18 protein-coding genes and 5 pseudogenes are annotated in these 17,798 nt (G+C 70.5%); 8 read left to right on the forward strand and 15 right to left on the reverse strand.

The features are described from left to right. Positions 1-13: 13 nt before the first annotated feature. Positions 14-937 carry an NADP-dependent oxidoreductase gene (locus tag ACFXC1_RS42235; RefSeq protein ID WP_381253287.1) on the forward strand — a complete coding sequence of 308 codons (924 nt, stop codon included), beginning with the start codon at positions 14-16 and terminating at the stop codon, positions 935-937. A gap of 123 nt (positions 938-1,060) precedes the next feature. Here the strand turns inward: ACFXC1_RS42235 and ACFXC1_RS42240 are convergent. Both ACFXC1_RS42240 and ACFXC1_RS42245 read right to left on the reverse strand, forming a co-directional pair. Then, positions 1,061-1,198, reverse strand: a pseudogene (locus ACFXC1_RS42240) (IS256 family transposase); the annotation flags it as partial. Between the two features lie 64 nt (positions 1,199-1,262). Continuing rightward, positions 1,263-1,573, reverse strand: a pseudogene (locus ACFXC1_RS42245) (transposase); the annotation flags it as partial. A gap of 78 nt (positions 1,574-1,651) precedes the next feature. Between ACFXC1_RS42245 and ACFXC1_RS42250 the strand changes: the two are divergent. Together ACFXC1_RS42250 and ACFXC1_RS42255 are read left to right on the forward strand one after the other, a co-directional pair. Then, positions 1,652-2,440, forward strand: a complete 789-nt coding sequence (locus ACFXC1_RS42250) for an SDR family NAD(P)-dependent oxidoreductase (RefSeq protein WP_381253290.1) — start codon at positions 1,652-1,654, stop codon at positions 2,438-2,440. A 281-nt stretch (positions 2,441-2,721) separates the two neighbouring features. Next, on the forward strand, positions 2,722-3,186 hold the full coding sequence (locus tag ACFXC1_RS42255; RefSeq protein WP_381253293.1) for a transposase domain-containing protein: 465 nt from the start codon (positions 2,722-2,724) through the stop codon (positions 3,184-3,186). A gap of 480 nt (positions 3,187-3,666) precedes the next feature. Here the strand turns inward: ACFXC1_RS42255 and ACFXC1_RS42260 are convergent, their stop codons facing one another. Next, positions 3,667-4,536, reverse strand: a complete 870-nt coding sequence (locus ACFXC1_RS42260) for a UbiA family prenyltransferase (RefSeq protein WP_381253296.1) — start codon at positions 4,534-4,536, stop codon at positions 3,667-3,669. A gap of 150 nt (positions 4,537-4,686) precedes the next feature. On the opposite strand from ACFXC1_RS42260, the gene ACFXC1_RS42265 reads away from it, so the two are divergent. Genes ACFXC1_RS42265 through ACFXC1_RS42275 form a run of 3 tightly spaced genes read left to right on the forward strand, consistent with a single transcriptional unit; the run spans position 4,687 to position 7,349 of the window. Further along, a complete protein-coding gene (locus ACFXC1_RS42265; protein WP_381253299.1) occupies positions 4,687-5,754 on the forward strand; it encodes a type III polyketide synthase in 1,068 nt (355 codons plus the stop codon). A gap of 54 nt (positions 5,755-5,808) precedes the next feature. Then, a complete protein-coding gene (locus ACFXC1_RS42270) occupies positions 5,809-6,339 on the forward strand; it encodes an isoprenylcysteine carboxyl methyltransferase family protein (protein WP_381253301.1) in 531 nt (176 codons plus the stop codon). Further along, the gene (locus ACFXC1_RS42275) at positions 6,336-7,349 is read left to right on the forward strand and encodes an NAD(P)/FAD-dependent oxidoreductase (RefSeq protein WP_381253304.1); all 1,014 of its coding nucleotides are present in this window, start codon (positions 6,336-6,338) and stop codon (positions 7,347-7,349) included. The genes ACFXC1_RS42270 and ACFXC1_RS42275 overlap by 4 nt, the downstream gene beginning before the upstream one ends. A gap of 41 nt (positions 7,350-7,390) precedes the next feature. Here the strand turns inward: ACFXC1_RS42275 and ACFXC1_RS42280 are convergent, their stop codons facing one another. Next, on the reverse strand, positions 7,391-7,711 hold the full coding sequence (locus ACFXC1_RS42280; RefSeq protein WP_381253307.1) for a three-helix bundle dimerization domain-containing protein: 321 nt from the start codon (positions 7,709-7,711) through the stop codon (positions 7,391-7,393). A 359-nt stretch (positions 7,712-8,070) separates the two neighbouring features. On the opposite strand from ACFXC1_RS42280, the gene ACFXC1_RS42285 reads away from it, so the two are divergent. Next, positions 8,071-8,298 (forward strand): hypothetical protein, encoded by a 228-nt coding sequence (locus ACFXC1_RS42285; RefSeq protein WP_381253310.1) that lies wholly within the window; start codon positions 8,071-8,073, stop codon positions 8,296-8,298. 133 nt (positions 8,299-8,431) lie between these two features. Here the strand turns inward: ACFXC1_RS42285 and ACFXC1_RS42290 are convergent, their stop codons facing one another. The 10 genes and pseudogenes from ACFXC1_RS42290 to ACFXC1_RS42335 all read right to left on the reverse strand — a co-directional run bounded on the left by ACFXC1_RS42290 (position 8,432) and on the right by ACFXC1_RS42335 (position 17,380). Then, positions 8,432-8,572: an Asp23/Gls24 family envelope stress response protein gene (locus ACFXC1_RS42290; protein WP_381253313.1), complete on the reverse strand. Its 141-nt coding sequence runs from the start codon at positions 8,570-8,572 to the stop codon at positions 8,432-8,434. 233 nt (positions 8,573-8,805) lie between these two features. Next, positions 8,806-10,101 (reverse strand): ammonium transporter, encoded by a 1,296-nt coding sequence (locus ACFXC1_RS42295; protein WP_381253316.1) that lies wholly within the window; start codon positions 10,099-10,101, stop codon positions 8,806-8,808. Between the two features lie 102 nt (positions 10,102-10,203). Continuing rightward, positions 10,204-10,827 (reverse strand): helix-turn-helix domain-containing protein, encoded by a 624-nt coding sequence (locus tag ACFXC1_RS42300; protein ID WP_381253318.1) that lies wholly within the window; start codon positions 10,825-10,827, stop codon positions 10,204-10,206. A gap of 9 nt (positions 10,828-10,836) precedes the next feature. Continuing rightward, positions 10,837-11,922 (reverse strand): FAD-dependent oxidoreductase, encoded by a 1,086-nt coding sequence (locus tag ACFXC1_RS42305; protein WP_381253323.1) that lies wholly within the window; start codon positions 11,920-11,922, stop codon positions 10,837-10,839. Then, complete coding sequence (locus ACFXC1_RS42310; protein ID WP_381253326.1) at positions 11,919-13,238, reverse strand: FMN-binding glutamate synthase family protein; 1,320 nt, start codon at positions 13,236-13,238, stop codon at positions 11,919-11,921. The genes ACFXC1_RS42305 and ACFXC1_RS42310 overlap by 4 nt, the downstream gene beginning before the upstream one ends. Before the next feature lie 14 nt (positions 13,239-13,252). Next, the gene (locus ACFXC1_RS42315; RefSeq protein WP_381253329.1) at positions 13,253-13,927 is read right to left on the reverse strand and encodes a GltB/FmdC/FwdC-like GXGXG domain-containing protein; all 675 of its coding nucleotides are present in this window, start codon (positions 13,925-13,927) and stop codon (positions 13,253-13,255) included. Continuing rightward, positions 13,915-14,790, reverse strand: a complete 876-nt coding sequence (locus ACFXC1_RS42320; protein WP_381253332.1) for a class II glutamine amidotransferase — start codon at positions 14,788-14,790, stop codon at positions 13,915-13,917. The genes ACFXC1_RS42315 and ACFXC1_RS42320 overlap by 13 nt, the downstream gene beginning before the upstream one ends. Before the next feature lie 38 nt (positions 14,791-14,828). Beyond that, a complete protein-coding gene (gene glnT, locus ACFXC1_RS42325) occupies positions 14,829-16,145 on the reverse strand; it encodes a type III glutamate--ammonia ligase (protein ID WP_381253335.1) in 1,317 nt (438 codons plus the stop codon). 149 nt (positions 16,146-16,294) lie between these two features. After that, positions 16,295-16,482: pseudogene (locus tag ACFXC1_RS42330) on the reverse strand (MarR family winged helix-turn-helix transcriptional regulator); the annotation flags it as partial. Between the two features lie 196 nt (positions 16,483-16,678). Further along, on the reverse strand, positions 16,679-17,380 hold the full coding sequence (locus tag ACFXC1_RS42335) for an ISAs1 family transposase (protein WP_381253338.1): 702 nt from the start codon (positions 17,378-17,380) through the stop codon (positions 16,679-16,681). A gap of 170 nt (positions 17,381-17,550) precedes the next feature. Between ACFXC1_RS42335 and ACFXC1_RS42340 the strand changes: the two are divergent. Further along, a pseudogene (locus tag ACFXC1_RS42340) lies at positions 17,551-17,664 on the forward strand (transposase); the annotation flags it as partial. Between the two features lie 20 nt (positions 17,665-17,684). Here the strand turns inward: ACFXC1_RS42340 and araD are convergent. Then, positions 17,685-17,798, reverse strand: a pseudogene (gene araD / locus ACFXC1_RS42345) (L-ribulose-5-phosphate 4-epimerase); the annotation flags it as partial.

The raw sequence follows: 17,798 nt of genomic DNA on the forward strand, positions 1-17,798 counted from the left end.
GAGGCGGCAGAAGATGGGGCAGGCGTGGGGTTTCGGCAGGTATGGCGGGCCCGAGGTGCAGGAGTTCTTCGATCGTCCCGATCCCGCCCCTGGTCGCGGCGAGGTACTGATCCGGGTCGACGTGGCCGGCGTGAATCCCCTCGACCACATGCTGCGCTCGGGTCTGGTCCCCGGGCTCGACGGCGGGCGTCCGTTTCCCCTTGTGCTGGGGATGGAGGCAGCGGGAACCGTTCTCGCCCGGGGCGAGGACGTCGACGGGCTCGAGGTGGGTGACGCGGTCTTCGGCTTCGCACTCACTGGTGGCGGCACCTACGCCGAGACGACGGTGCTGTCCGCGCCGAACACCGCGCGCATCCCGGCGGGCCTGTCCGTGACCGTGGCGGCAACACTGCCCGTGACCGGGACGACCGCGGTGGACGTGCTCGACCAGCTCGGCCTCCCGGCCGGTGCCACGGTCCTGGTCAACGGGGTCGGGGGTGGGGTCGGCCTCGTCGTCGCCCGGCTGGCCATCGGGCGCGAGTTGCGTGTGATCGGCACCGGGAGTACTGCCAAGCGCGAGCAGGCCGAGGCCATCGGGGTGCGGTTCATCGACTACACCGCCGGGGACGTCGTCGCCGCGGCACGCCAGCTGGTTCCGGAAGGCTTCGACGGGATCGTCGACCTGGTCGGAGGCGCCTCGCTGCGGACGGTCGCTCCGCTGGCCCGGGATCCCCGCAACGTCATCGCCGTGGGTGATATGTCTGTGCCCGATCTCGGTGGGCGTTTCATCGAGCGGCGCCTCGACCGGGAGAGTCTGGAGCGGTCCGCCAGGCTGGCACTCGACGGAGTTCTCGCACCCGTGATCACTGCGGTCCATCCGCTCTCCGACGCCCTGGCCGCACTCGCCTCCGTCGAGAACGGCCACGCTGCGGGCAAGGTTGTCATCAAGGTGGCATGAGAAGTGGCCTGGCCGCCCGGTGCCGTCGACCATCTGTAGCGGACTGACGAGAGCCCGTGGTCAGCCATCACCAACTGAGCACGTTCACCTGTACGGGGTTGAGCACATTCAGGCGTACGCCGACAACCCACCCTGCCCGGTCAGCTGCAGTCCCTCCGACCGGGCCCGCTCCACCAGCATCGCGACCAGCTGCTCGTCGGACACGGGCACAGGCTGCCCCAACTGGGCACGCTCGACAGGCTCCACGGTCTCCAACTCCACGGCGGTGTAAGTCACTTGACGTCTCTCCCATGATCGTCGGATGCGCCGTTAGATTTACACTCCCGAGGCCGGCGAGATAGCTCGCAGGGGTCTTGTCGTAGGGGTGGCGATGCCCCGCCAGGCTTTCAGCTTGTTGATCAGGCGCTCGACAGTGGTCCGTTCCTTGTAGAGCTCGATGCCTTGGCTGACGGGCCAGCCACCCGTGGAGCCTCTCTTCTTCCGGTTGGCGGCCTGGTCCTTCTTTTCCGGGATGACTGCCTTGATGCCACGTGTACGCAGGTGAGCGCGGTTGCCGCGAGACGAGTAAGCCTTGTTCCCGGCGACCGCGTTGGGGCGAGTACGGGGACTGCCGACCGGCCCACGGACCCGCACCTTCTCCGGCGCGCTCATGATCCTGCCGGCGGCGTATGTAACCGCGGCCTCTCTTTACCTCCGGCCGCTACGTTGTGCACCATGACGAGCACCCCTCAAAGCGATGACGAGGCCCCCCGCTCCCTCACTGGCAAGGTGGTGGTGATTACCGGCGCCGCCCGAGGTCAGGGCGCCGCCGAAGCGCAAGCCCTCGCCCAGGCCGGAGCCACGGTCATCGCAACCGACGTCCACCCCGACGGAAACCCGGACTGCCGAAAGCTGGACGTCTCCAACGAAGCCGACTGGGCCGCCCTCGCAGCCGAGCTTCGCGACACCTACGGCCACATCCACGGTCTCGTCAACAACGCCGGCGTCATTCAGCGGGATCGCCTCGGCAACGTACGCCCCGACGACTTCGCCTATGTCCACTCGGTGAACACCACCGGACCGCTCCTCGGCATCCAGCACCTCGCGCCCCTCATGCCGCCGGGCTCGTCCATCGTGAACGTCGGTTCGTCCGCCGCGCTCACCGCCTACTACCCCGTGGCCTACACCGCCAGCAAGTGGGCGCTGCGCGGGGTGTCGAAGATCGCGGCGACCGAGCTGGGACCGCGAGGAATCCGTGTCAACACCGTGCACCCGGGATACATCGAGACCGAGATGACCGCAGCCGCCACCCCGGCATTCCGGGAGGCGATGTTCCGGGAAACGCCGCTCGGGCGCAGCGGCACCGTCGACGACATCGTGCCTCTCGTCGTCTTCCTCCTCTCCGACACGTCCTCCTTCATCACGGGAGTGGAGATCCCCGTGGACGGAGGGCTCACTGCCCACGGCGGGGTCAAGTCCGTCTCGGACGCGATGAGGCCGGACGCGGAGGGACACGGGAGCTGACGTACGCCGCATCGGAGCCGATCACAAGGCTCCCCTTCATGAACCAGTGAGGATTGTCAGAGCGGCCACCGCTCGAAGTCAGAGGGGAAGCTGCCCACGTCAAGTGGGTTGGGGGTACTGGCGGTTGAACCGTACGGAGCAACGGGATCTCTGATAGCCAGGAGTGATCCGCCAAGGTCGATCCACGCGCCGAGGTCCTGTGGCTCCAGCTTGCTGCCATCACTCTCACGCGAACTCTGACCGTCGCCCATGGCATCTTCGCTCCCGGCCATCCGGGCGAGTTGACGAAGTACCTTTCCTTCGAGCCGGTCGACGCCCTGCCGGCCGAGACCGGGGCCGTCCAGCGCCGGTTACGGGTCCTGCCGTCCCGGGTGGGCGTGTATTTTCTGCTCGCGCTCGGCCTGTTCCGACATCTGGGCCACGCGAAGGTCCGGGACAAACTCGTCGCCGGTCCGGCCGGACTGCCAGTCGCCGTTCCCACCGAAAAGGCGCTGCGTGACCTGCGGCGTCGTCTGGGACCTGTTCCGCCGAAGTCACTGTCCGAGGTGTTGGCCTGGTCTCCGAGACAGCCACGTACGCCCAAAGCACGCCACCGGCACTGGCACTGGCACACCGCGGCCTTCGACAGCTGCAACTCGATCAAAATGCCCGACCCGGAACACAACCACGGACGGTTCGGCCGCGCCAAGGACCACTCGGGCTGGAGAGCTTTCGCACCGGCGCACCGGTCTCCGTCCCCGACGTGACCACGGAGATCCACCGCTGGCCGCGTTTCGCCGCGCAGGCGGCCCACCTCAGTGGGTTCGCGGCGGTCCAGGCCGTACGGAAGTGCCTGCGGAACGAGGTCGTCGGCAGCCTGAACCTCTTCCGCTCTGCCTGCCGGCCCCTTCGACCCGGCAGGCACACTCATCGCCCAGGACCTCGCCGAACGCCTCGACATCGACATGGAACAGGCCTTCTCCGCGCGGCGCGCCTACGCCCGTCGCCTGTCCGACCTCTCCCGCACCTTCATCGACTGCACCGAACCGCTCAACGGCCTGGTCGTCCGACCATTCGCGACCGGCCTCCAACGCACCACAGTCCGCCCGTCGCCGGCAGGTTGTGGCGGGAGCGGCCGGTGGCGTCGTCGCCCGGTCATCACTGACTCACGAACTGACGGCATCCACCGGGAAGTTCGGCAACTCCCTCTGCCGCCTGCGGGTTCCGTACGGTGCCAGGCGACACGGTCAGGCGATCCCGGTGCCGCGCACCAGCAGCAACGCCACGTCCACCACCGCCACGGCGACCGCCGCAGCGAACGCCGCCCGCTCCCGGCGGCGTCCCAGCACCGTCCCCGCCACGGCGACCAGACCGGCCACCACAAGCGCCGTCACTCCCCATCTGCCGGGTGGTCCGGCGGGCCCCAGCACCAGCACTGCGGACGCGGCCACCAGCGGCACCGGCAGCAGCAGCCGCGCGCCGTCCGGGCCCAGCCGCTGCGGCCAGCCCCGTACGCCCGTCGCCAGATCCAGGCGGATGTCCGGCAGCACATCGCCCAGATGGGCGCCGACCCCCAGCAACGCCCCGGCGGTGACGAGCCACCAGGCAGGCCACGGCTGCCCGGGCAGCCCCAGCGCCACGAACGCGGGGAGCGCGGCGAAGCCCACCGCGTACGGGGCCCAGGACCATGCCGTCGCCTTGAGCCGCAGGTCGTACGCCCAGGCCGCCGCCACCCCGGCCAGGTGAACAGCGCCCGCCCACAGGCCACAGGCGAACGACAGCGGCACGCACAGCGCCAGCGCGGCGTACGCGGCCACCCACACCTCTCTCACAGCGACGGTGCCGTCGACGACGGGTTTGCCGTGGCGGCCCGCGGCGATGTCCCGGCGCGCGTCGAACGCGTCGTTGCACCAGCCGGCGGACAACTGCCCGGTCAGTACGGCGGCGGCGGTCAGGACACAACGCGCGGCGCCCTGACCCGAGGTGACGGCGAGCGCGGCCATCAGGGCGGTGACCGCCACGACGGGCCCGGGGTGGCAGGACCCGGCCAGGCCGGCCACCCGGCCGGCCCAACTCGCCCCGGGACCGCCGGTCGTCGAGTGCTCGGGAGTGCCCACCCGGCCGATCGTAGGCGCCCGGGCCCCACCCGGCCGCAGCACGCGCGCTCCTGGGCGGACGGCCGTACGGGCGATCCGTGGTGTCGAAGTCCCGGTCCGGGGAACACGTGGGGAGCGACTCACTCCAGTCGCCAACCGGACGGGAACCACATGACGCGGATCGCCGCCGTTCGAGGTGCTCTCGCACCGCACCGTCGTACCCAGTCCGAGATCACCGACATGGTGGCCCGCACCTGCCTGCCGGAGGGCACCGACCGCCGGGTCCTGGACCGGCTGCACCGGAGCGCGAAGGTCGGCTCCCGGCACATGACGCTGCCACTCGAACGGTACGAAGAGCTCGATGGGTTCGGCGCCGCCAACGACGTATACATCGCCGCCGCCACCGACCTCGGCGCCAAGGCCGTCCGGGACGCACTGCACCTGGCCGGTCTGTCCCCGGCCGACGTGGACCTGTTGGTCTTCACCTCCGTCACCGGTGTCGCCATCCCCTCCATCGACGCCCGCCTGGTCGGCCGCCTCGGACTGCGGCCGGACGTCAGACGGCTCCCCCTCTTCGGTCTGGGCTGTGCGGGCGGCGCCGCCGGCCTGGCCCGTATGCACGACTACCTGCTGGGCCGGCCCGACCACGTGGCGGTGCTGCTGTCCGTCGAACTGTGCTCGCTCACCTTCCAGCGCGACGACGCCTCCATGGCCAACCTGGTCGCGACCGGGCTCTTCGGCGACGGCGCCGCCGCGGTCGTCGCCTGCGGCGCGGACCGTCCGCGCCGCCCGGACGAGACCGCCGACCCGACGATCGTGGACACCCGCAGCCATCTGTACCCGGACACCGGGCGTGTCATGGGCTGGGACATCAAGGACACCGGCTTCCGGATCGTCCTCGACCCGCGGGTCCCCGATGTCGTACGCCGCTATCTCGCCGACGACGTCGAGGGGTTTCTCGGCGACCACGGGATCAAGCAGAAGGACGTGACCGCCTGGGTCTGCCATCCCGGCGGCCCCAAGGTCCTCGATGCCGTCTCCGAGGCCCTCGACCTGCCCGCCGACGCACTCGACGTGACCTGGCGTCACCTGGCCGACGTCGGCAACCTGTCCTCGTCATCGGTGCTCCACGTACTGCGCGACACCCTCGCCGAACACCGCCCGCCGCCGGGCACCCCGGGCGTGCTGCTGGCCATGGGACCCGGCTTCGCCTGCGAACTCGTGCTGCTGCGCTGGTAGTTCGACCCCTCGAAGGCATGAAGGACACGAAGTGCACGAAGGACTCAAGGACACATGATCTGGTACGGACTGCTGGTGGCCGCCGTCGCCGCCGAGCGCGTCGGCGAACTCGTCGTCGCCCACCGCAACGAACGCTGGAGCACCGCGCGCGGCGCGACCGTCGCCGGGCAGGGCCACTACCCGGCGATGGTCGCCCTGCACACCGGCCTGCTGGTCGCCTGCCCGGCCGAGGTCTGGCTGGGCGACCGGCCCTTCGTACCCGCCCTGGCCTGGCCAATGCTGGCCGTGCTGGTGGGCGCGCAGGCACTGCGGTGGTGGTGCATCCGCACCCTGGGCCCCCGCTGGAACACCCGGGTGATCGTCGTACCCGGCCTGCCGCTGGTGACGAGCGGCCCCTACCGGTGGCCGTGGCTGCGGCACCCGAACTACGTGGCCGTCGTCGCCGAGGGCGTGGCCCTGCCCCTGGTCCACACCGCCTGGGTCACCGCGGCCGCGTTCACGCTGCTCAACGCCGCCCTGCTCACCGTGCGCATCCGCTGCGAGAACCAGGCCCTGGCCACCGCGACCGCGAACGCGCCGGCGTGATCGACGTCCTGGTCGCCGGGGGCGGACCCGCCGGACTGGCCGCCGCCATCCACGCCGCACTCGCCGGCCTGGAGGCCGTCGTCGTCGAACCCCGGACCACGCCCGTGGACAAGGCCTGCGGAGAAGGAGTCATGCCGGGCGGGGTCGCCGCGCTGCGCGCACTGGGCGTCGGGGCCGGTGGCCGCGAACTGCGCGGCATCCGCTACGTGGACGGCAGCACCCGCGCCGAAGCGTCCTTCCGCGACGGCAACGGGCTGGGAATCCGCCGTACGACGCTGCACTCCGCTCTGCACCGGCGCGCCCTCGACCTCGGTGTGCGCATGCTGCCGGGCAAGGTCGGCGAGGTGCGCCAGAGCGCGGACACGGTCACTGCCGCCGGAACCACGGCCCGCTGGCTGATCGCCGCCGACGGCCTGCACTCCCCCTTGCGCCGCAGCCTGGGTCTGGAACTGCCCGGGCGCCCCCACGGCCGCTACGGACTGCGCCGCCACTACCGCGTCCAACCGTGGACGGACTTCGTCGAGGTCCACTGGTCCCGGCACGGCGAGGCCTATGTGACACCGGTCGACGACGACCTGGTGGGCGTCGCCGTCCTCAGCCGCTGCCGCCGCGGCTACGACGAACACCTGGCCGACTTCCCGGCCCTGACGGCATCCCTGCGCGGCCCGACCGCAACGGAGGTACGCGGCGCCGGACCCCTGCGACAGCGGGTGCGGCGCAGAGTCGCCGGCCGTGTCCTGCTCGTCGGCGACGCCGCGGGCTACCTGGACGCCCTCACCGGAGAGGGCGTCGCCCTCGCGCTGGCAACGGCCGGGGCAGCCGTCCGCTGCCTGGCCGTCGGGCGGCCGGGCGACTACGAGCGGGACTGGGCCCGGCTGACCCGACGCCACCGGCTGCTGACCGGGGCCCTGCTGGCCGCTAGCCGCCGCCCTGGCACCGCCCGCCTCATCGTCCCCGCGGCATACCGGATGCCCCCGCTGTTCTCGGCCGCGGTCCACGCACTGCAGTAGCGGACCGCCCTTCTGCATGCCGAAAGCCGTGGGCACCGCGCCTACGCCGAGCGGGTCAGCGCGACTCGAACCCGTCGACAGGCCCTCGTGATCGAGTGGCCTCGTGCCCCGTCGGAGTGCTCGCGGGAAAAGACCGTGGGATCGGAGCGCCGGGTGAGCTGCCGCAGCTTGGTGCGGCTGCTGTGCTCGACGAGGATCGGCACGTAGGTGGGGATACGAGCGTTGCTGAGCGGCTGGTAGGAGTCCTGCACCACGTCTCGCACGACGGCGGCGGTCAGCAGGTCGGCGTAGGAGGTCGTCAGTCGGTTCGTCAGCTCCTGAATGGCGTCAGGTACCGCGGCTTCGGCCGTGTTCGCGCCCATGGGGCGCTCCTCACTGTCGCAGACGGCCGACCGCGGCAGCCGATCAGTGTCCAGGTGCTCGATGTCGGCCTGTCCGCTTCCCACACTTGCACGGATCGCGTCCGCGGCACGAACCACCGGATGTGTTCATCACCTGGCCATCTCGATTCGGTCGGCCTGCGGACTGGGCGGCCGAGGTCCGTGGTTTCAGAAATCCCGGTTGCCTCGTTCACCGCATCAGCGGGTCGGGCGAAAGGTGTTGCCGCCCGCTCCGGTGCGGGATGTACGCGACTGATCGGCCCCGTCCGGGGCATCCGGCAGACAGCGGCGCAGCCACCGGGATCACGCGTGGCTCGTCGTCCACCAGTAGGGGTAGACAGATGCTTGCGTTCGTGGCCGCCGCGTTCTTCGCCATCGCCTTCGTCATCCGTGTCACCGAAACGTCGACCGACGTGATCTTCAGCCCGACGAGCCTCATGCTCGTCGGGCTTGCCTTCCTCGCCGCGCACTCGGCCGGCGTGGGGACGGGCTGGTCCACCCGGCGAAGCTCCAGCCGGGGAGGCTCCACCCGGGGCAACTCCAGCCGGAGGAGCGCAAGTCGACGCTGAACGAGGGATGGGTTCCATCCTCCAGCCGACGGATCCGAACGCGGAGCCACCTCGGACCACCCGTCAGCAGGGCCGAGTTGAGCCCGGATCAGGCGATCACCGCCTGCCGTCGGCGGCCGCCCCTCCCCCGCGACTAAAGCACCCGGTCCTCACCGGTCTCCGACATGTCCTCGTCCCGCAGGTGCACCGCGTTGACACCGATGTTCACCTCGCCGACCTCCAGACCCGTCATCCGTTCCACCACGGCGACCACGCCCTCGCGGACCTCTGCCATGCTCGGGCGTGGACCTGCCAGGCGGAGCGCGCCGCCGGCCAGGAAATACGTCCGGCCATCGCGGAGCGGCGCCGGTCGGAAAGGCGGCGAGGTTCCGCCGCCCTCCCGACGTCGGCGCCGCACAGCAGCGGCAGTCTTGACCCGCTCGCGGCTGCGACGCCGACGGCACGCGCGCCGCGCACGGCGAGACGCCGGCCCTGCTCGCGGCTTCCGGGCGGCGCCCCACCGGTTCCCTAGCCCGCGGCGGCCGGGGCGGGCGTCGGCTCCAGCGTCTGCGGGTGGGTGAGGTCGTAGGCGCTCTCGGCGTGCAGGTGGACGTCGACGCCTTCCTGTTCGATCTCGGGGCGGACTCGCAGGCCCATGGTCTTGTCGAGGGCCTTGGCGATGACCCAGGTCATGCAGAAGGAGTACGCCAGAACGGCGAAGGCGCCGACCGCCTGCTTGCCGAGAAGGGAGAGGCCGCCGCCGTAGAGGAGCCCGTCGACGCCGTTCGGGGCGTCCGCGGTGCCGAGGATGCCGACCAGCAGGGTGCCGGTGATGCCGCCGACGAGGTGGATGCCGACGACGTCGAGGGAGTCGTCGTAGCCGAACTTGTACTTCAGGCCGACGGCCAGGGCGCAGACCGCGCCGCCGATCGCGCCGAGAGCGAGCGCGCCGAGCGGGGAGACCGCGCCGCAGGACGGGGTGATGGCGACCAGGCCCGCGATCGCGCCGGACGCGGCACCGAGGCTGGTGGAGTGCCCGTCGCGAAGCTTCTCGACGAGGAGCCAGCCGAGCATCGCGGAGCAGGTGGCGGTGAAGGTGTTCAGTACGACGACGGAGGCCGTGTTGCTCGACGTCAGCGCGGACCCGCCGTTGAAGCCGAACCAGCCGAACCAGAGCAGGCCGGCACCGAGCATCACGAGAGGGAGGTTGTGGGGGCGTTCCGCGCCGCCCTCCTTCTTCCAGCCGATGCGCTTGCCGAGGACCAGGATCACGGCGAGGGCCGCCGCGCCGGAGTTGATGTGGACCGCCGTACCGCCGGCGAAGTCGATCGCGCCGAGCTTGTTGACGATCCAGCCGCCGGTGACGCCCTTCCCGTCGAAGGCGAACACCCAGTGGGCGACCGGCAGATACACCAGGGTCACCCAGATGCCGGTGAAGGCCATCCAGGCGCCGAACTTGATGCGGTCCGAGATGGCACCGCAGATCAGGGCGGCGGTGAGGGCCGCGAAGAGTGCCTGGAAGGCGGCGAAGACCGAGAGCGGGATGACGGCCTTCGGGTCGTCCGTCATCACTCCGCTCATGCCGAAGTACTCGGTGACGTCACCGAGGATGCCGGCGCCGCCGATCGAGTCGCCGAACGAGGCCGAGAAGCCGTAGACGACCCAGATGCAGCCGACCAGGGCCACGGACCCGAAGGTCATCATGATCATGTTCAGGACGCTCTTGGCGGCGACCATGCCGCCGTAGAAGAGCGCGAGGCCCGGCACCATCAGACAGACGAGTGCCGTGCTCGCGAGCATCCAAGCGGTACTTCCGGTGTCCATGCGCACACTCCACAGAGAGGCCCAGCAGGAGGAAACAACGTTTCACCGGAGTAGACCCTGGGTGCGTTACAGGACACCTGTATGGCTGATTAAGGCCGGGTTTCAGTGCGGGGCGCCGCCGCCGAAGGCCGTCACCGTCAGGAAGCGGATCGGCAACTCGACCAGCCGCTCCGGCCCGTGCGGGCCCTCGCCGTCGAACTGGAGGGCGTCACCGGGGCGCAGGGTGTAGCTGGACTTCCCGTGGCCGTAGACCATGACGCCTTCCAGCATGTAGATGATCTCCGTGCCGGCGTGCTGGAAGAGGGGGAAGACCTCGCTGGACTCGGTGAGGGTGACCAGCAGGGCGTCCATGCGCTTGTGGGCGCCCCTGAGTGAGCCGAGCTGGGCGTAGTCGTGGCCGACGCGGGTGCCCCGCCGGACGATGCGGGCGCCGTGTCCGGCGGGGACGAAGACGGCCTCGCGTTCGTCGTCCAGGCCGCGGAACAGGGCGGTGACCGGGACGTCGAGGCCGCGCGCGAGCCGGGAGAGCGTGGTGAGACTGCACGCGGTCTGGGCGTTCTCGATCTTCGACAGCATGGCCTTGGAGATGCCGACCCGCTGCGCCATCTCGCCGACCGACAGCCCGGCCGCCTGCCGGTACTCGCGGGCCCGGATCGCGATGACACGCTCCAGGGCCTGGTCGTCGGAGTCCGCTGCCGGTTCGGAGTGTTCGTCGCGCTCGGTCACCGGCGCATCCTATGCCGTGCGTGCCAGACGGAAGCGGGGGTGGGGCTCGCTGCGGCCGGTGGCGAGATCAGCCGCCATCGCGCCGATGAGCGGCGCGAACTTCGCGCCGTGTCCGGAGCACGGGGAGACGATGACGAGGCTGCCGTGGCGGTCCAGGACGAAGTCCTCGTCCGGGGTGGTCGTGTAGAGGCAGGTCGTCTCGGCGACCGGCTCGGGGTCCAGCCCCGGGAGCCGGTCGTGGACGAAATCGCCGACGCGGGCGCGCGAGGCGGGGTCGACGACCCCGCTGCGCGTGGTGGTCGTGGTCGGGGTGCCGCGGTCGTGCTCGGCGACCTTGACCGCGGGCAACGGGCCGCCGTCGGCGCCGGACGGCAGTCCGAAGACCTGCATCGACGCGTCCTTGGAGACCAGGATCGGCCAGGCGTCGGACGGCTCCCACTGCCGGAAGTGGAAAACCTGCTGCTGGGTGATCCTCAACGGCGGTAGCGCAACGGGCAGTTGGAGCTCCGGCAGCCACGCCCCGGTTGCGACCACCACCCTGTCGGCAACCAGCTCGCGCCCGTCGTCGGTGCGCAGCAGCACCTTCGCCTGTACGTCGATGCCCGCGACGCGCACCCCGATCCACGCGTCCGCACCATGGTCGATCGCCCGCCGCACACACGTCGCGACGGTCTCGTAGGCGTCGATGACACCCGCGTCCGGGTGATACAGCGCCGGACCTTCGAAGCGGATCTGCGGCCAGCGCTCCGAGGCGGCTTCCGGGCCGAGGAGTTCGTACGGAACTCCGGCCGCTCCCAGTGTGACGGCCAGGCCCTCCGGGTCGCGTCCCTCACCGAGGTCGAGGCCACCGGTGGTGCGCAGCAAGGGAGTCGAGCTGTCGTGCTCCAGCTCGCGCCACTCCTCGTACGCCTTCCCCGTCAGGCCGACGTAGAAGGGGTCGGCGTACGCGCGGCGGAAGATGCGTGAACTGCCGTGGGAGCTGCCGTGCTTGTGGCCGATGTCGTACGCCTCGATGAGGGTGACCTCGTGGCCCTGCCGGGCGAGCTGCCACGCGGTGGCGGCACCCATGAGTCCGGCGCCGACGACGGCGATCACCGTACGGCTCCGGGAATCCAGTCGGTGCCGGCCAGGGGAACGCGCGCCATGGCGGCAGACTCGATGGTGAGGGCGACCAGGTCCTCGGGCTCCAGGTGGTGGAGGTGGGCCTTGCCGCAGGCGCGGGCGAGGGTCTGGGCCTCCAGGGTCATCACGCGGAGGTAGTTCGCGAGTCGGTGACCGGCTTCCACGGGGTCGAGGCGGGCGGCGAGTTCCTCGTCCTGGGTGGAGATGCCGGCCGGGTCGCGGCCGTCCTGGTAGTCGTCGAAGTAGCCTGCCGCGGAGCCGAGTTGGCGGTACTCGGCGTCGTACTTCGGGTGGTTGTCGCCGAGAGCGATCAGAGCCGCCGTGCCAATGGCGACCGCGTCCGCGCCCAGGGCGAGGGCCTTGGCCATGTCGGCGCCGCCCCGGATGCCGCCGGACACGACGAGCTGGACCTCGCGGTGGACGCCCAACTCCTGCAGCGCCCGCACGGCTTGGGGCAGAGCGGCGAGGGTGGGGATGCCGACGTGTTCGATGAAGACGTCCTGGGTCGCGGCCGTACCACCCTGCATGCCGTCGACGACCACGACGTCGGCGCCCGCGTGGACGGCGAGCTTCACGTCGTAGTACGTCCGGGTCGCACCGACCTTCACATAGATCGGCTTCTCCCAGTCAGTGATCTCGCGCAGTTCGAGGATCTTGATGGCGAGGTCGTCGGGTCCGGTCCAGTCGGGGTGACGGCAGGCGCTGCGCTGGTCGATGCCGACCGGCAACGTCCGCATACCGGCGACACGTTCGGTGATCTTCTGCCCGAGCAGCATGCCTCCGCCGCCCGGCTTGGCACCCTGGCCGAGGACCACCTCGATGGCATCGGCGGCACGCAGGTCGTCGGGGTTCATGCCGTAGCGGGACGGCAGGTACTGGTAGACGAGGTGCTTGGAGTGACCTCGCTCCTCGGGGGTCATTCCGCCGTCGCCAGTGGTCGTGGAGGTCCCGACCTCGCTGGCGCCGCGGCCGAGCGCCTCCTTGGCCTGGGCGGACAGGGCGCCGAAGCTCATGCCGGCGATCGTGACGGGGGTGGCGAGGCGCAGGGGGTTCTTGGCGTGCCGGGTGCCGAGGACCACGTCCGTGTCGCAGCGTTCGCGGTAACCCTCCAGCGGATAGCGGGACATGGAGGCGCCGAGCAGCAGCAGGTCGTCGAAGTGCGGAAGGCTGCGCTTGGCGCCCCAGCCGCGGATGTCGTAGATGCCGGTCTCAGCGGCACGCTGGATGGCGTGGATGGTGGCGCGGTCGAAGGTCGCGGACTCGCGCAGGCCGTGGGATGCGGGTTCCATGGTGTCGAACTCCCTCAGTACGCTGCCGTGTTGTCGACGTTGAAGCGGTACAGCTCGCGGGCCGATCCGTAGCGGCGGAAGTCGGCCGGGTCCTCGTCCCGCTCCGCCGCCTTGAGCAACTCGGCGAGCTCCGCGTGGTGTTCGGGCCGCATCTCCTTCTCCACGCAGTCCGCACCTAGGGACTTGACCCTTCCGCGGACGTAGATACGTGCCTCGTAGAGGGAGTCCCCCAGGGCGTCGCCCGCGTCACCGCAGACCACCAGTCGCCCGGCCTGTCCCATGAACGCGCTCATGTGGCCGACGTTTCCGCCCACGACGATGTCCACGCCCTTCATGGAGATCCCGCACCGCGCGGCGGCGTCGCCGTCGATCACCAGGAGGCCACCGTGGGCCGTCGCACCGGCGGACTGGGAGGCGTTGCCGCGCACGCGCACGGTGCCGGACATCATGTTCTCGGCGACACCGGTCCCCGCGTTCCCGTGGACGGTGACGGTGGCGCGCTGGTTCATGCCCGCGCAGTAGTAGCCGACGTGGCCTTCCACCTCCACGGCGAGGTCTTCGCGGATGCCGCAGGCCACGGCGTGCGCGCCCCGCGGGTTGAGAATCCGCCAGGTCGCGGCCGAGGGTGTGTGCAGGGCCTGATTGAGCTCCCGAACCGGGGTCTCGGCCAGGTCGATCAGCGTCGCCATACGTACACCTCTTCCGGCTCGGGTTCGAAGATGCGGGCGTTCTCCACGCCCGGCAGGACGTCCAGGGCTCGGTACTCGGAGGCCATCGCCACCCACGCGTCGGTCTCGGCGACGAGGGCCGGCTTGCAGGCGATGGCGTCACGGACGATGGCGAAGGAGTCACTCGTGGACACCAGCAGGGTGTAGAAGCCGTCGAAGCGCTCGCACAGCAGCCGCAGCGCCTTCTCCGGGTCGGCGCCTTCGGACAGTTGGTGTGCGATGAAGCGGGCGCCGACCTCGGAATCGTTCTCGCTGTCGAACTCCACTCCCCGGGCACGGAGTTCGCGCCGGATGGTGGCGTGGTTGGCGAACGACCCGTTGTGGACCAGGCATTGACCGGGGCCGACGGAGAAGGGGTGCGCGCCCTCGGGAGTGACCGCCGACTCGGTGGCCATCCGGGTGTGGCCGACGCCCTGCCAGCCCGTGACGTTCGCGAGCCCGAAGGATTCGGCCAACTCCACGGGATTTCCCGTGCCCTTGAGTACGGCCATGCCGGTGCCGGAGCCGATGACAGTCGTGTGCGGCAGTGCGTCCGCGACGGCCGCGAGCAGGGCGGCGACGGAAAGGTCCGCGTGGACGACCGTGGTGGCGTCGGCGGCGATGGCCGTCGTGCCCGGCAGTGCGGCCTCCGCGTCGGCCGGGGTCACACCCAGCAGCGAGACGACGGCGCGTCCTGGCGGGGACAGGTTCGGGTCGCCGTAGACCGCGACACCGGCCGAGTCGGGTCCGCGTTCGACTACCTGGCCCAGCATCGCAGTCAGCAGCTCGCCGAGCCGTGGTTCGAGAGCGGGCTCACGCAGATGGAGCCCCACGATTCCGCACATCTCAAGTCCCTTCTGGAGGGGGCAAAAACGGAAGGTGGTCAGAAGGCGGTCAGGTAGCGGTCGAGCTCCCAGGGGCCGACCGTGGCGTGCCAGTCGAAGAACTCCTCGCGCTTGAGGTCGGCGAAGTACTGGCTCACCCCGGCCCCGGCCGCGTCCAGGGCTCCGCTGACCACGTCGTCCGCCTGGAGAGCCTCGACGGCGTGCAGGAGGGTCGGCGGGAGTGCGGGGCCCTTGCCGGTCGCGCCCGGCTCGCCGGGGTCGAGGCCGCGCTCGATGCCGTCGAGGCCTGCGGCCAGGGCGGCGGCCGCGGCGAGGTAGGGGTTGGCGGCGCCGTCGCCGCCGCGCAGTTCGATGCGGTTGCCGTCGGGGACGCGCACGAAGTGGGTGCGGTCATTGCCGCCGTATCCCGCCATGCGCGGTGACCAGGTGGCGCCCGAGCGGGTGGAGACCGCGCCGGTGCGCTTGTAGGAGTTGACCGTCGGGGCGATGACGGCCTGGAGGGCCCGCGCGTGCTCGACTATCCCGGCGACGAAGGAGTAGGCGAGCGGGGAGAGACCGAGTCCGCGCCCGTCGGTCGCGTCCGGGAAGACGGGGTCGTCGCCGCGCCATAGCGACATGTGCAGGTGCATGCCGGTGCCGGTGCGGTCGGTGAACGGCTTCGGCATGAACGTGGCGGTCATGCCGCGCTGTTCGGCCAGCACCGACACCAGGTAACGCATGGTGATGACCCGGTCGGCGGTGGTGAGGGCGTCGGCGTGCAGGAAGTTCTGCTCGAACTGGCCGTTGCCGTCCTCGTGGTCGTTGGCGTAGTTGCCCCAGCCGAGGGAGTTCATGGCCTTGGAGACCGCGGTGAGGTGGTCGTACATCCGGGTCAACCCGCGGGCGTCGTAACAGGGTTGGGCGGCGGTGTCGCGGCTGTCGGCCACGCTGAGCACGCCGTGCTCGTCCCGGTTGACGAGGAAGTACTCGACCTCGGCGCCCACGGAGAGGGACAGCCCCTGCCCGGCGGCCCGCTCGATCAGCCGGCGCAGGATGACGCGCGGAGCGTAGGGCCAGGGCTTCCCCTCCACGTACGGGTCGCAATGGACCAGTGCGAGACCGGGTTTCACGAAGGGGATGGGTGTGTACGAGCCGGCGTCCGGACGGGCGATGACGTCGGGATCGCTGGGCTGCTGGCCGAGCGCACCGGCCGCGTAGCCGGCGAAACCGACGCCGGCGTCCCGGAGTTCTTCCACGGCCTGGGCCGGGACGAGCTTGGCGCACGGCTTGCCGGTCAGGTCGACGAAGACGGCCAGGACGAACTCGATGCCGTCGGCGCGGACCAGCTCGGCGAGATCCGGGGTGGCGGTCGCCATGAATCCCTCCATGATGTCTACTGCTATGAATCAATGTTGCATATGAGTAGACATGTTTGGCGTTACGGAGGGATTTCCGCCGTGCAAGCTCCCCGTAAGCCGAAGGGCCGGGCGCCAGGTGGAAGAGAGCCCGGCCCGGACGGACCGTCAACGGAAAGCCCCGGCTCGCCCGCGCGCCCGAGGATCAGCAGCACCTCGAAGACCAGATGGCTGATGCCACGCTCCGCCTCTACTGCCCGGCCGAGGTGTACTCCGTTCGGCTCGCCGTTGCCTGCAGCCGCCCGAACGCCAGGACGAGCTCGTGGCCGGCAGCCTCCTCCACCGTCCTGATCTGCACTCCTCCCCCACGGCCACACCGCCCCCTCGTCGTCCCGATACCGACGTACCGATCATGTACGGACGCGTGCGGCGCAGCGGAGCCAGACAAGTCGGGCTACAAGCGGCCACGGCATGTTGTGGAAGTGGCCGGTTCGGTGTGAGTGGGCGGCGACCTCGGGCGGTGCTTTTGGGCACCGCCCGAGCAACGCTCGTGCCTATTCGGGCAGAGGCAGGTGCCCGATCACCTTCTGGCCGACGAACGCGGACATGCGCAGTGCGTGGTACGCGTAGTCGCGCATGGCCTGCTCGTATTCGGCGATGCCGTCGAGGAGCGGCTTGATGGCCTGCGCGGTGTCGCTCTGCGCGTGCAGGGCGTCGACCGTGATGACCGCCCCGGCCAGGTCAGCGAACGCTTTCAGCAGGTCCCGGACGGCAGGGATCTCATTGGACTTCGCGTCCACGGCGACCTGGCCGAGGACCGCGCCGATACCGTGCGCCAGGGCCGCGACTAGGTGTGGAGCTTTCCTTTCCCTGTTCCGGGCGCCACGGATGGCCTTGCCGTCGACCGCGATTACCAGCCAGCTGTCGGCCTGTGTCGCCCTGGCGTGAAGCCAGGCGCCAATGACCTGGTCGAGTACCCGAGCGCTGATCAGGGCGAACGCGCGCCGGAACGTGGACTCCTCCGCTGACCCGCGGACCGCTCCGAGCCCGGCCGGCACGTCGGCCCCGGCATCGGCGGCCCACTGGCCGCTCGCGGCGAACGACCTTGAGCCCGCGGTCACCGCCGCGATGCCGACGGCAAGCAGCCCAGCCAGCGAGTGCCGCCGCCCGCGTCTCTTCCGCGGGGCGGCGAGCTGGGCAAGGAGATCAAGAAGGCACTGGCTGCGGGCAGCAGTTGTCAGCGAGGAAGATGGCATGAACGGGCGGGCGTCCTTCGTGGCAGACGACGGTGAGTGTGAGAGCTTCCATCGTTCCGCCCGGGCCCCGCCCGCCGCTCTCAGACCTGCCGGGCCCATCTCGGCAGTTATGACACCGCAGGTCACGGCCTAACTTCATGACTTTGCCGGGCCCCTGGCCTACCTGCTGGGGGGTCTCCACCCGCCGAGTCGAAAAGCTCGCCGAGTCCCTGGGCGTAACCCAGCTGTCGAAGTCACAGGTCAGTGCGATGGCCAAGCACCTGGACGAGCAGGTCATCGCGTTCGGTTGGGTGGACGGCTGCGGTCAGCTGGGAGCCGCCTCCGGGGCCGGGTTGCCGTAGTAGGCGTCGGGGCCGTGTTTGCGGGTGTAGTGGCGGGCCAGGAGGTGCGGGGGTGGTGGGGCGGTGGGGGACAGTGC

Origin of the sequence: Streptomyces hokutonensis, assembly GCF_042751305.1 — a bacterium.
In the GTDB taxonomy this organism is placed as follows: domain Bacteria; phylum Actinomycetota; class Actinomycetes; order Streptomycetales; family Streptomycetaceae; genus Streptomyces; species Streptomyces hokutonensis_A.